Below are 13,308 nucleotides of genomic sequence, written 5' to 3'. Positions count from 1 at the left end.
ATAGCATCTACACTATATTGAGTTGTTATTTTTTACCAAATTTTTTTGGGGATACCAGCAGTTGTTTGGCAATCTCTTCCAAGTCGTGTTCCAGTTGTCGCTCGCCTTCGGCTTCTTTTTGCGCTCGCCGGTCTGCGGCAAAGAGCTCATATTCGCGATGGGCGTGTTCATTGGCTGTCGTCCGGCTGACGCTTCCGTGATTCTGAAGCACCGGGCGTTCGTTGAAACGCAGAAAATCATCCAGCTTTTGCGTCCAGTCTTTCAGGAAAATTTGTTTGCGCCGCTTCGCCTGATCTTCGGCAAAGTCCAGCCACATCGAAACAATCCGGTTCAGCGCGTCGATTTCATCGTCTTTCAGGTAGTTTTTGCCGACAGTGGTATCCGCTTTGCGAACTTCACTTCGCGGATGATTCGTCAGGCCCATGTGCGGCAACAGGTGGTTGGCACGTTCCATAATCAGTTCCGCCGAAGTATGGCCTGTTGCCGCTACATGCAATTTGTCCTGAATAAACATAAAAAACTGCGTCGTCTCTTTAAAGCCGATCCGGTAATCCGCCGCCATGCTGAAGATTTCCCGCACTCGCAGGTACATCCGGCGCTCCGATGCCCGGATGTCCCGTATCCGTTCCAACAGCTCGTCGAAATAGTCAGGCGCCTCATTATCGCCCACTGCCGGGTTCTTCAGCCGTTCGTCATCCATCGTGAAGCCTTTCACGATGTATTCGCGCAACCGCTGTGTCGCCCAAATCCGGAATTGCGTCCCACGTATCGAGTTCACCCGGTAACCGACTGAAATAATGGCATCAAGGTTGTAATAGTCGACTTTATAGTTTTTCCCGTCTGCGGCAGTTGTTGCAAATTTTGCAACAACTACGGGTTTGACCAGTTCGCCGGTTGCGAAAATATTTTTCAAGTGGCGGCTGATTCCAGACTTATCAATCCCAAACAGCAACGCCATTTGGTCGATGCTCAGCCAGACGCTTTCATTGACCAGACGGACATTCAACTTAGTCGTGCCGTCAGGAGCCTGATAAAGCAGTATTTCGCCGTTGGGAGGAATCTGGGATTTCTTTCTCATGAATTCCCTCCCTCAACTGCACGGCGATTGCCTTCCGCTTGAACGGTCAACGCCAGAATACCTTTCTGAGCCAGTCGGGAAGGCTTGGCCTTGCCGTTTTCCCAGCGGTTGACGGTGGAAAAACTGACGCCGAGTTCTCGCGCCAGATCTTCCTGCGACCAGCCGCGCTGCCGGCGCAAGGCTTTCAGTTGTTCAGCGATATTTTCCATGGAAGGCATCTCAAAATCTCCCAAAACTCATACTCAGCATCATGCATCAATATAGCATTCACTATGTCGTTTGCAAAATGATTTCCAATGCTTTCTGAATTTTTTCAAATGAAAAATAGAGCAAATGTGCTGAATGAATAAGGCAAAGATCATATTTTTTATTTGCCCAAATGTCTTCAAAGATGTTTATATAAAAGATATTAATTATTGAAAAATGTTGAAGATCAAAAAGGCTGAATACGATAACCGACCACCTCGAAAACGTTACAGGATAAGTTGCAGAGCGATGATGCTTGGTACATCCGCTGCTTCATTATATCGCAGTCTCAGCAAGAAAGACGAAGCATAATCACTCCACTGAGCATGTAAAATATTCTATTGTCCTGTTACTTAACGGCAGCAGGACGATAACTGTAGTTGTAGTCTCATCTGTGTCTGTCAGCAAAATGCCGAGGCCATATCGTCTTGCGCAGAACGGCTGAGCGCACAGCGATCGGCGATTTTACGCCAGTTTTGAATGCTTTCTTCGGTCTGCCTGATAAAAGAATCGGCCGCGTCTGTATCAATTCGGAAAAGTGACGCGACTTCCCGCGCGAGATCGAAATCAAGGGCATTGTCGTTTTCCGAGATATTGAGAGCAAGACCGGCGCCATTCGGATTGGGGTTGATGTCGTAGGCCGGAGAGAGTATCCAGCCTTGAGGCGCCAGCAGGAAACCATGATTGCGGAGATGGTCGTCGGTATTCTTCACTGCGATACTGAAAACGATCCGTTTCCAGAGTTCCCGCAAGTCGGCATCAGGCTGAGCGCCGTACTGCATGATGAATTTGGCAATATCAAGGTAACTGGTTCCGTCCTGATAATCGGCTCCATCCGTTTTGCCGAGCAATGTCATTGCCGAAGCGAAATGAATGCGGCGGTTGCCGTTGCGGTCGAAACGCCTGGTCAGGAAAGTAGAGCCATTCCTGGAAAACTTCTCAAGCCGACACTCCGGCAGGCGGAGGCCGACTTGCCTTGCCAGTTGGTGTGCGACCATTTCCCAGGCTCCCGCGTCGGCGGAATCCGCTCTACTCGGAAACTTGGCAATCCAGAGATTGCCTTCCGGATCGAGTACATTCGCCTTCGGACGTGCGCCTCCCAATGAAGAGCCGGGAGCAATCAGCATCGACAGCCATTTCTCATGTTCGTTGTCGGATTGCGATTCATCCTCATAGTTGCGGCTGGCGGCTTCCAGTTCGCGCAGACTGGTCCAGGGAGGAGCCGCCATCGCCCGGTCATTGTTGACAAACTCTCCGTCAGGTGATAATCTGAAGCGGATCGCTCCCATTCGGGTTTCATCGTAAACGCCCAGCAGATAATCGGACTCCTGCAATGGCGACGGTGAACGCTCCTCATTGCGTGCCCGGATCGCCTCTCGCCGCCGCATCAATTGCCTCCCCCAACGATCCGGGGACGAATCGAGAAACAGGCCGAAATTGTTCTTGTCACCAGCAGCGTATTGCGGACCGGCGAACAGTTGAAGATCAGGATCGAGGATGCGCGTGTCATTCGACTTCAACCAGGCCGGATTGAACTCAAACGCAAAAATCTCTTTCCGCCTGACAATCTGAATTTGCAATTCACCCATCAGTTGAGGAGTCGCATCGGCATGCCAGTCACTGTAAACATAAACGGTTTTTCGTTCCATCTTCACTTGCTCCTTCTGGACGTGACACGCTTGCGGACGGATAGTCCGGCATCCTGCAACTTGCGGCCAAGCTCATCGTCGGCCGCAACCTTCAGCAGATCGTGTTCCAATCCGAGTGAAACCAGCACCTGCACATAGCTGCCGAGCGAAACGGAGGGCGAGCCTTTTTCAATCTGCGACAGCGTCACCCGGCTGATTCCGGCCCGTTCCGCCTGAAGCGCGGAGGTGATATTGCGGCGCAAACGCGCCAGACGCAGGTTCTCACCGAACTCCTGCAGCAGCTCAATTGTTTTCGGAAACAGCACTGTGGTACGCTTCGCCATTGTTTTCTCCTTTGTTATGCCAATTTAAACTATCACAGATCATGATGAATGTCAATGATATTTTACATTATTTCAAAATAAAATTTTGAAAACCGGCTTGCAATGACGAACATGAAGAGTTATAGTAAATCAGTTGTTTGATTTCAGGATTGGAGCCGGGGTACCACACTTTTCAACGGTGCCGTTTTGTGCCGTTTGAAGATGAAAATGTGCCAAAAAGTGCCGTTTTGACAATTCAAGATGCCTTGCATGGGATCGGATCAGAACGATAGTTTTTCATTGCACGGTAAGCGGTTGCGGCTTATTCTGAGGTGGAAACGGCACCGGCGGACTCTCATCTCCCGGGTACCAGTTTTGATTTTCCCTCATTTTACCCTCTGGGTTTTGTTTTTGGGACCCGTCAGCTGTGTCCGGAAAGCGGGAGATGATGGGGAAAAGTGGAAGTTGAAACTATTTCATGATTTTTCACTTTTTCCAATTGGAAAAATGGACGGAACGTTGTATACTATACTTTGTAAACGAAATTAACAAAGAGAGTGAATATGGCTGCTTCCGCCGAAAAGCTGTTGAATCTGCTGTTGCGCCACGGTTCGCTGTCACGGGCCGATCTGGCAAAGGCGATGCATTTGAGCCGTCCCGCCGTTTCGGGGCTGGTGGACGGGCTGATTCGGCAGGGAGTACTGCGCGAAACCGGTTGCGGCGCTTCCAACGGCGGCAAACCGCCGATCATGCTCGAACCCGTCGCGGAGCGTTTCGGTACAATCGGTGTGGACATCGGCCATGAAACACTGTTGCGCGGCGTACTCTGCGACGCCTCCGGCAAGCAACTGGCAGTCATGGAGTTGCCGCATGGCAATACCTTTGAGTCGATTTCGGAACAGGCCCTGAAGCTGGCCGCCTCTCTGAAAGCCGCCGCTTCGATTCCAGTCGCCGGATTCGGTGTCGCCGTCGCAGGACAGGTCGATCATGCGGCGAATGAAATCGTCTACTGCGCGAACTTTCCCTTAAAAAACCGCGGTCTTGCGGAACGGCTCGCCGCCGGTTCCGGGCTGACGGTTCGGCTCGACAACCGCGCCCGCGCCGCCGCCCAGTGGGAGTACTATTTCGGGGCGGCGGACAACGCCGAGGATTTCATCTTTATTTCGGCGGAGCGCGGCATCGGCACGGCGATCTATCTGGACGGCAAGCTGTTCAGCGGACGAGCCGGAGTCGCGGGCGAAATCCGTTCGTTGCTGCTCCCCTCCCCCGATGGCATCGGCTTGCTGCCGGTCGAACAGGCGATGAGTGAGAAATTCCTGCTGGAACTCTCCGGCAACTGCCCCGACACAGCCGGACTGGTCACGGCATGGCGGCGCGGCGAACCCGGTGCGGTGCGCACGGTCGATTACCTGATCGGCGGTACGGTTTATGTGACCGGGCTGCTGACCAATCTGCTCGACCCGGCGCTGATCGTGCTCGGCGGGCGTTTCCGCGACCTCGGCCCGGAATTCGCACGGGAACTGGCGACACGGCTCAAGGTCGATCCGCCGCGTCAGCTGGAATTCCGGCTGTCGAAAAGCGGCCGCATCGGCGCGGCGCTCGGCGCGGCGCTTGGCGTGATACTGGAAAACTGCAAGTCCAATGAACCATAACCCAATCCAACTCAAGGAGAAATGGAAATGAAAGTCGATCTCAATGGAAAAGTGGCCGTCGTCACCGGCGGCGGCGGCATCCTGTGCAGTGTGATGGCGAAATCCCTCGCAGAAGCGGGTGCGAAAGTTGCGATCCTCGACCTCAAGGAAGAAGCCGCGAAAAAAGTCGCTGATGAAATCGTCAAGGCCGGCGGCAAGGCGATCGGCGTCGCGGCCAATGTGCTCGACCTCGAAAGTCTGAAGAAGGCCGAAGCTATCGTCAAAGCCGAACTCGGCGCCTGTGATATCCTGGTCAACGGTGCGGGCGGCAACAACCCGAAGGGCACCACCAGCAAGGAGTACCTGATGCCGGAGGACCTCGTAAAGAAAACCGAAGGCGTGACCACTTTCTTCGATCTCGATCCGGCGGGCGTCGGCTTCGTGTTCAATCTGAATTTCCTCGGAACTCTGCTGACCACGCAGGTTTTCGCCCGTGAAATGGCGGAAAAGGGCGCCGGTTCCATCATCAATATCTCCAGCATGAACGCGTTTACGCCGCTGACCAAAATTCCGGCCTACTCCGGCGCCAAGGCGGCGATCAGCAACTTCACGCAGTGGCTGGCGGTGCATTTCTCGAAGGTGAACATCCGCGTCAACGCGATCGCCCCGGGCTTCTTCCTGACTGAACAGAACCGCACACTGCTGACCAACCCGGACGGCAGCCTCACCGCGCGCGGCAACACCATTCTGTCGCATACTCCGATGGGACGTTTCGGCACCCCGGACGACCTGACCGGCGCGCTGCTCTTCCTGGTCGATGATTCCGCCTCAAGTTTCATCAACGGCGTGGTACTGCCGGTCGACGGCGCGTTCTCCGCCTTTTCGGGAGTCTAGAATCATGGCTTACAATATGGAACAAACCTTCCGCTGGTACGGTCCGAAAGACCCGGTTTCGCTGGAATTCGTGCGCCAGACCGGCGCCACCGGCGTGGTCAGCAGTCTGCACCACATCCCCTACGGCGAAGTCTGGAGCGTCGAGGAGATCGAGAAATACAAAAAGGTGATCGAGGACGCCGGTCTTGTCTGGAGCGTCGTCGAGAGCCTGCCGGTCCACGAGGATATCAAGACCGGCAGCGGCCGCTGCGAGGAGTACATCGCGAACTACAAGGAGAGCCTGCGCAATCTCGGCAAGTGCGGCGTGAAAGTGATCACCTACAACTTCATGCCGGTGCTGGACTGGATCCGCACCGACCTGCACTACCGGCTGCCGGACGGCTCCGAAGCGCTTTACTTCAACCAGGCGCAGTTCGCCGCGTTTGAAATCTTCATCCTGAAGCGCGCCGGCGCCGAAAAAGACTACACGCCCGAAAAGGTCGCCGAAGCCAAAGCCTTCTATGAGAGCCTGACCCCGGAAGAGCTGCAGAAGTTCACCACCGGGCTGATCGACAACTTTCCGGGCTTCAAAGGCGTGACTCTTGAGGATGTGCGCGCGATGCTCAAAAAGTACGAGCACCTGACCCGCGCCGATCTCGAAGCGAACCTGAAGCACTTCCTGTCGGAAGTCTGCCCGGTCGCGGAGGAAGCGGGCTGCATCATGGTGATCCACCCGGACGACCCGCCGTATTCGATCCTCGGCCTGCCCCGGATTTTCAGCGACATCAACGACGTGAAAAATCTGCTCAAGATGGTCGACAGCCCCGCGAACGGCGTCTGCTTCTGCGCGGGCAGCTTCAGCGGCCGCCTCGACAACGACATCGTCGAGATGTTCAAGGCGTGCGCCGACCGGGTCGGTTTCGTACACCTGCGCAGCACGCAGCATGACGGCAAGGGCAACTTCTTCGAAGCCAACCACCTCGAAGGCGTGGTCGATATGTACGGACTGGTCAAGGCGATCATCGAGGAGCAGGTCCGCCGCAAGAAGGCGGGACGCGCCGACTGGCGTCTGCCGTTCCGGCCGGACCACGGTCACACCATGCTCGACGACCTCGCCAAGCCCCCCTGCCCGAATCCGGGTTACACCGCGATCGGCCGCCTGAAGGGCCTCGCCGAAATCCGCGGCCTCGAACACGGCATTCTGAAGTCGATGAATCTGTAACTGTTTCACCGGCAACTCAAAGCGGGTATGGAAATGTAAAATTCCATACCCGCTTTTTTATTCAGCCAACCGGAAAAAACAGCATGGCGCAGTGCGGTTCCAGCAAGGCGGACAGCCGTTTCCCGGAGACCCTTTCCACACGTCCCGTCCAATACTCCCGCCATGCCGGATATTCCGCCGTGCCGAGCTGTTCCAGGTCGGCGGACACGGCCAGCGGAGTTTCTCCGAGATTGAAAAAGCCGAGCACCGGCTTGCGGTCCTTCCGGCGGACTCCGGACCAGACAGCCGGAATTTCCCGCTCGAAGAAATCGACCGGGCGCACCGCTTCAAATGCGTCCTGCTCCTCCAGCAGCAACCGGGCGAGTCCGGCCCGCTCCGCGTCAAGGGTGGCGAAGCGGTCCGAAAGCAGCAGCAGGCCTCCGGTCAGCCACAGGGCAGAAACCCACAGCAGGACTTCCGGTTCCGTCAGGCGGTTGTTGTCCTGCCGGACGATCAGCACATCAGGATCGTTCAGCCACAGCCGCCGGTGCATATAGCGCCGGTTGATGATATTGCGGCAGACGTTCGGCACCGACGGCGCTTCGCCGCCGTGCTGGTGTTCCAGCCGCCAATACGGGGTGATGTCGGGTCCGACCCGGCAGCCGTCCAGCAGGCCGACGCATGGCCCGAGCACCACGGTGCCGCCGAGAATGAACATATCCTCTCCCGCCCCGTCCCGAATCGCCTGAAGCCCCCGCCGGAACGCCTGCGCCCGCGTACACCTGCGGTCATGAAACACGCCGCCGGTTACGCAGCTCTCATACATCATGAAATCCAGTTTCGCATAGGTGCAGCCCCACTCCTTCAGCGTCGCAAAAAGCTCACGCAGCCAGTGACATGCGTCTTCGCGCGAACAGTCGAGAATCGCCGCGTCGATCCCGCGCCATTTGATCGGATAAAGGATTTCGCCCGCCGCATCGCGTATCAGAAACTCCGGATGCTCCCGGAAGAGCCGCGAGTCGGAACGCACCATGAAGGGTGCCAGCCACAGCCCCGGCCTGAACCCGGCTTCGGCGATCTTTTCCAGAATGAACTTCGGCCCGTGCGGAAACTGTTCCGACGGCATCAGCCAGTCGCCCGGCGCGGGCTGATAGCCGTCATCGATCTGGAAATAGTCAAGCGGCAGTTCCGTCCTGTGCCGCCGCAGCCACTCAAGGTTTTCCAGCACATCGTTTTCGGTCACGCGCGAATAGTAGTAGTACCAGCTGCACCAGCCGGTCGGAACCGACTGCGGCACACGGGCTTTCATGCGGTCGCCGAGACATGCGGCATACCGTTCCAGCAGCGCGTAGCCGTCGGGCCCCTCCAGAATCAGCAGCTCCTCCGAAAGCACCGTCTCACCCGGAGCGACCTCGCGGCCGTCACCGTATACGAATATGAAAAACTCGCGTACGCCGCCTTCATCCAGCCGAATCCGGAACCGGTTGTAATAATCGGCGGCGGTCACGAAACCGGCCAGCAACGAGAGGCCGCTCTCCAAGTCGTTCAGCACCACCACATTTTCCGCCTGAAAGCAGTTCGGCTCATCCGAATTGTAATCGTCCGCATCCACCACCGCAAACCGCCGGTAATCAGGATCGACGAAGAAATCGCGCTCTCCATACCGGCGCGTCGCGGCGGCGGCGACTGCCGTCCACCCTTCCCGGTAGAGCCGCAGACGCGGACCGGGGATCGAAATCCCGCTGCCGTCAAACTGAAAGCCGTCCAGTTTCACACTCCGCCCGCTCCGGTTGCGGAATGCGATCCGCAAGGTGTTCGCGCCGCGCCGAAGTTCGACCGCGTCGCCGACAGAATGACGGACTCCATCGGCCAGCACGGAAACCTCCCAAGACAATTTCTCCCTCATCATAACTCCACCTCCACTCCGGTCAGGGAACAAGGCGGCAATTGCAGCGTCACCGCCTCCTTCCGCAGTTCGACCGCCAGCGGCCGGACCGCCACGCATTCCGGGTCATCCTCGTTGGTGGCCGCAACCGACGGCCCCGTCAAAGTTTCCGCTTTGGCTTTCGCCGCCGCCGGGATTGCCAGCATGACCGGTTCCGCCGCATCCAGCGACTTGTTGATCAACACAAAAGCCAGTTTCTTACCGTCTTTGGACCGGGAGACCGTCGCTTCGACCAGCGGACTCGCTCCAAGGTTTTCGGGCAATGTCTGCATAACCCGGACATTGCGGATGAACATCCGGCCCGGCGAGCCGCCCGCCATCCGCCGCGCCTGAATAATCAGGCTGTCCGTATCCACCAACGGGGTGTAGACGGCCGACACGGTTTGCCACTCTGCGCTTTTCACCCCTTCCGTCCCGGCGCAGGAACGGGTCGCATTGAAACCGCGGCCGTCGCCGATCTGAAGCGCGGCTCCAGTCGCGTTCTCCAGTCCCTCGGTACGCACCTCGGCCGTGACCCGGTAACCGTAAAGCGGATAGGCGGGCATCAGCTTGGCGGCGTGGTAGTAATTGATGTCGGAACCGTCTCTGAAAACCACCTCCAGCGTGCCGTCGGCGTGTTCATGCTGTTCCACCTTTCCCGAAAGACCGCCATCGAGAAAGCGCCACTTCTGCACGGGCAGCAGATTCGCGGAGTGTTCCCCTTCGCCCGCCCTGGTCGCCTTGCCCGCCGCTTTCGGAACGCCATAGCCGCCGGGTGCGTCAAAAAGCGGTGCGGCGACCTCCGGCGTCAACAGTTCATCCAGCAAATAGCGGTGAAACAGCTTCTGCATCCGGTAGGCGGGGCGCTCCCGGTACGGAGTCTCGCAGCCGCGGATCATCCCCCAGTATTCATTGGCGAACTGCCAGTAATTGGCCATCAGCACATCCGGGTTGTACAAAAATTGGCGGAGAATCTCGGCGCAGATCAGCGCACCGCCGAGCGAGAGCCGGTACGGAGCCGGTTTCTCCTGCCCGAAATGGCAGTTGAATTCCGTAACCGCCAGCGGCTTGCCGCCCGGCATCCCCGCCGCCTCCAGTTCCTGCCTGAACTCCTTCAACATCTCAGACACCATGCGCACGCCGCCGAACATGATTCTGAACAGCGTCTCCGGCGGCGGGTTGCCGTCGTTGCCCGAGTAACCGCCGACATAGATGTGCGGAATGAAAAAATCGATCTCCGCTCCCGCCTGTTCCAGCAGCACCCGGTTCCATTCGCCGCGATGCCAGACCGCGCCGAGCCGGACCTTCGGATCGACGGCCCGCATCGCCCGCCGGAACTCCCGGTAGCGCACGGCATACTCCTGTGACGGCATGGTGCGGCTTTCGGCCCCTTTGCGGTGATTGCCGTGGTAAGTTTCGTTGCCGCACTCAAACCAGACCACATTCCACGGCTCTTTGCGCCCGTCGGCCGCCCGGCGCGCCGCCCAGGGATGTCTGCCGTCGTCGGGCGCATTCAGATATTCGACCAGCTCCGCGGCCTCGGCGGCCGTTCCGGCGTAGTCGGCCAGGGTGATCACCGGTTCCGCCCCGGTCGCCTCGCAGAACCGCAGGAACTCCGGCAGCGCGAACCGCTGGTTCGGGCGTTCCGCCGGTGTGCCGACCGCTTTCTTCCAATCGAAGAAATGCGTGCCGCAGCCGCCGGGGAAGCGCTGTACGGTCATTCCGGCACTCCGGGCGAATCCGGCCATCTCCGGCACCGGTGCATCCTTCACCGGGTCCCACACGCCGTACCCTTTGTCATAAGAGTTGTGGTTGCCGCCGGTGGCGGCATTTCCGGCATTCTGATAAGCGAGCTGGTTGTTGCCGAACACCCGGCGGTTTACCGGGATTGCCGGAGCCGGGCCTATCGTGATTCCGGTTTCCGCTCCGGCGGTCAGCGCCAATAATCCTGCCGCCGCCATCCATCCAATCTTTTTCATACTCTTTTTTCTCCTAATAGGTTACCAACCCGTTTTCCCTGAATCCCAGCTCATCCACCAGAACTCCTTCCGCCAGCGCGGAGACATGGCCGTCGATGAACAGCATATTCGCCCGGTTGCCGTGCCGCAAATCCACTCCCTGCGGCCTGCCGAGGCCTGCTCCATTGTTATAACTCGGATAAAAGAAATTGCGAACCTGAACCTTGGGTTCCGTCGGTCTTCCCGCCGCACTCCCCGGAGCAATCGTATCCGCCAGCAGCGGAAATGTGGAAGCGGAGAATTTCGGATAATACTGCTGATGGAACGGCACCTGCAGCCGTTTCAGCGTAATAAACTGCGACTCATCGAAACCATAGCCCGGCCCGATATTCATGCCGTATGTAAATACCACGTTCTCAAAATGAAACGGCCAGGCGGCGGGACAGACCATCAGATCACTGTATTCCAGATAGCCGCCATCCTTCAATGCAACACTCCAATAACGCGTGGAGTTGTCAGTCGGCGGAAGGCAATCCTCGCTGTCCTGCGCATAGATCATCATGTAGGAACCGACCTGTTTAAGGTTATTCAGACATCCGGTCGCCCTCGCCCGTTCCCGCGCCTTGTTCAGGGCAGGCAGCAGCAGCGCCGCCAGAATCGCGATTATCGCTATGACGATGAGCAGCTCAATAAGGGTGAAACGACGCTTTTTCCGAGGGGCCGGGGGGGGCGAAGCCCACCAGCGTGCGGCAAGGTGCCGCCGCCAGGTAACGCGCGCCAATGCCCCTGTGGGGGCGCGCGAATCACTTCTTGCTTTTTTCCGGGGGGCCGGGGGAGCGAAGCCCACCAGCGTGCGGCAAGGTGCCGCCGCCAGGTAACGCACGCCAATGCCCCTATGGGGGGCGCGCGAATCACTTCTTGCTTTTTTCCGGGGGGCCGGGGGGGCGAAGCCCACCAGCGTGCGGCAAGGTGCCGCCGCCAGGTAACGCGCGCCAATGCCCCTGTGGGGGGCGCGCGAATCACTTCTTGCTTTTTTCCGGGGGGCCGGGGGGGCGAAGCCCACCAGCGGCATAAGTAGGAACGAAGTGACGCACATGCCGTTACACGGCTTTTCTTTGCCTACTTTCTTTTCACCGGGAAAAGAAAGTAGGGCGATAATTGCAATCACAATCAGCAATTCGATCAATGTAAAATAACGTTTCCTTGCCATTTCTCTCCTTTATTTCCTAGGTTTGATTCTCCGGATGCTGTCGCCCTGCCGTAAAATGCAATCGGATAACTCCTCGCGGCTCTCCTGCACCGGCGGCGCATCCAGTTGCCGTACCACCTGCTCCGCGCGCCTGTCGTTGTCGGCGGCAAGCCGGCACACCCTTCCCGGAAGCAGCCACTCCGGTTCATCCACCGTGAAGGTGACCACCGAACGGTCGCGCGGAATCCTGAGCCTCAGTTGTTCCGCCACATAATAAAACTGGCAGCACTGCCGGTAGTTGCTGCAGATCCAGCCGGTATGCTCGCCGCGCATCAGAAGCGTTTTCAGTGCGTCCAGCTCGCCGAAACAGTCGCTGACCGCGTCGCGCCGGAGGTCGAAACCGGGAATCGCTTCACCGATTCCCTCAAGCATCGCGCGCAGCCGCCGGGTCGGGACATTTTCCATGCCGCGCGGCTGCGCCTCCATGCCCATGCCGCCGAAAAAAGCGATCCGGCGATGCCCCGCCTTCACCAGCAGTCCGGCGGCGAGCCGGGCGGCGGAGCGATGGTCGGGATGGATCATCACGCCCGGATAGTCCAGCTCCTCCCCGACCGTAACCGTCCGGATGCCCCGCTTCAGGAACTCCCGTACGATCTCGCGGTAAACCGGATTCGCGTGAAACACCACCAGCGCATGCGGCCGTTCCCGTTCCGCCAGCTTCAGCACCTCGTTGATCCGTCCCGGCATCAGGACCGGAGCGTATCCCGCCGCCTCGCAACGGGCCAGCACCCGGTTTACCAGCGGCCGGTCGAATTCCGGACTCAACAGCGCCTCATTCGACACCACGAGCCAGACGGAACGCCCCTCCCCCGACGGAACCGGAAGCCGTCCGGACAGATTGTTGTTCCGCCAGCCGATGTCGTCGATGTAATGCAGGATTTTATCCCGGATTTCCGGCTTCACATATCCGGAATTGTTGATCGCCCGCGAAATTGTCGCGATTGATACGCCGCAATTGGCCGCAATTTCCTTGATCGTAATCTTTTTCATTTTAATTCAAGTTCAATTCCATTGCAATGTGAAAATTTTTACATAATTAATTATGACAGATTCTCCGGCAAATGTCAAGAGGGAAAAGAAAAATAATTCACAAAAACAGATCGATAATGTCCCAAATTTTGTGATGGGATGTGTTGTTTGACAAGGTTGCATCTGCCTTTTATTTTGAGTAACTCAAAATCTCAACATAAAGGGAAT

Annotated in this window: 11 protein-coding genes; 3 read left to right on the top strand and 8 right to left on the bottom strand. The window is 57.6% G+C overall.

What is annotated here, in order from left to right; all coding sequences use genetic code 11:
- Window positions 1-25: 25 nt before the first annotated feature.
- From C8D82_RS17445 to C8D82_RS17430, 4 genes are all read right to left on the bottom strand, one after another.
- Window positions 26-1,078, bottom strand: a complete 1,053-nt coding sequence (locus tag C8D82_RS17445; RefSeq protein ID WP_116885573.1) for a virulence RhuM family protein — start codon at window positions 1,076-1,078, stop codon at window positions 26-28.
- A complete protein-coding gene (locus C8D82_RS17440; RefSeq protein WP_207776174.1) occupies window positions 1,075-1,287 on the bottom strand; it encodes a helix-turn-helix transcriptional regulator in 213 nt (70 codons plus the stop codon). The genes C8D82_RS17445 and C8D82_RS17440 overlap by 4 nt, the downstream gene beginning before the upstream one ends.
- Before the next feature lie 438 nt (window positions 1,288-1,725).
- Entirely contained in the window at window positions 1,726-2,973 is a 1,248-nt protein-coding gene (locus tag C8D82_RS17435) for a type II toxin-antitoxin system HipA family toxin (RefSeq protein ID WP_116885571.1), read from the bottom strand.
- 2 nt (window positions 2,974-2,975) lie between these two features.
- Entirely contained in the window at window positions 2,976-3,296 is a 321-nt protein-coding gene (locus C8D82_RS17430; RefSeq protein WP_116885570.1) for a helix-turn-helix domain-containing protein, read from the bottom strand.
- Between the two features lie 542 nt (window positions 3,297-3,838).
- Between C8D82_RS17430 and C8D82_RS17425 the strand changes: the two genes are divergently transcribed.
- The 3 genes from C8D82_RS17425 to uxuA are packed head-to-tail and all read left to right on the top strand — an operon-like array spanning window position 3,839 to window position 7,001.
- Complete coding sequence (locus C8D82_RS17425; RefSeq protein WP_116885569.1) at window positions 3,839-4,927, top strand: ROK family transcriptional regulator; 1,089 nt, start codon at window positions 3,839-3,841, stop codon at window positions 4,925-4,927.
- Between the two features lie 27 nt (window positions 4,928-4,954).
- Complete coding sequence (locus C8D82_RS17420) at window positions 4,955-5,800, top strand: SDR family oxidoreductase (RefSeq protein WP_116885598.1); 846 nt, start codon at window positions 4,955-4,957, stop codon at window positions 5,798-5,800.
- A gap of 4 nt (window positions 5,801-5,804) precedes the next feature.
- Window positions 5,805-7,001 carry a mannonate dehydratase gene (uxuA, locus tag C8D82_RS17415; RefSeq protein ID WP_116885568.1) on the top strand — a complete coding sequence of 399 codons (1,197 nt, stop codon included), beginning with the start codon at window positions 5,805-5,807 and terminating at the stop codon, window positions 6,999-7,001.
- A gap of 61 nt (window positions 7,002-7,062) precedes the next feature.
- Here the strand turns inward: uxuA and C8D82_RS17410 are convergent, their stop codons facing one another.
- From C8D82_RS17410 to C8D82_RS17395, 4 genes are read right to left on the bottom strand one after another with little or no spacing between them, the layout of a single operon-like run.
- The gene (locus C8D82_RS17410) at window positions 7,063-8,889 is read right to left on the bottom strand and encodes a glycoside hydrolase family 36 protein (RefSeq protein ID WP_165833163.1); all 1,827 of its coding nucleotides are present in this window, start codon (window positions 8,887-8,889) and stop codon (window positions 7,063-7,065) included.
- Window positions 8,886-10,883, bottom strand: coding sequence for an alpha-L-arabinofuranosidase C-terminal domain-containing protein (locus tag C8D82_RS17405; protein WP_116885566.1), 1,998 nt, complete (start codon window positions 10,881-10,883; stop codon window positions 8,886-8,888). The genes C8D82_RS17410 and C8D82_RS17405 overlap by 4 nt, the downstream gene beginning before the upstream one ends.
- A 13-nt stretch (window positions 10,884-10,896) precedes the next feature.
- Window positions 10,897-12,072 carry a prepilin-type N-terminal cleavage/methylation domain-containing protein gene (locus C8D82_RS17400; RefSeq protein WP_116885565.1) on the bottom strand — a complete coding sequence of 392 codons (1,176 nt, stop codon included), beginning with the start codon at window positions 12,070-12,072 and terminating at the stop codon, window positions 10,897-10,899.
- A gap of 9 nt (window positions 12,073-12,081) precedes the next feature.
- The gene (locus C8D82_RS17395; RefSeq protein WP_116885564.1) at window positions 12,082-13,101 is read right to left on the bottom strand and encodes a LacI family DNA-binding transcriptional regulator; all 1,020 of its coding nucleotides are present in this window, start codon (window positions 13,099-13,101) and stop codon (window positions 12,082-12,084) included.
- Between the last annotated feature and the right edge of the window lie 207 nt (window positions 13,102-13,308).

The sequence above is a fragment of the Victivallis vadensis genome (genome assembly GCF_003096415.1).
Classification (GTDB): domain Bacteria; phylum Verrucomicrobiota; class Lentisphaeria; order Victivallales; family Victivallaceae; genus Victivallis; species Victivallis vadensis.
The sequence above is the reverse complement of the archived record's forward strand: the minus strand, read 5'-3'. Positions and strand labels throughout refer to the sequence as shown.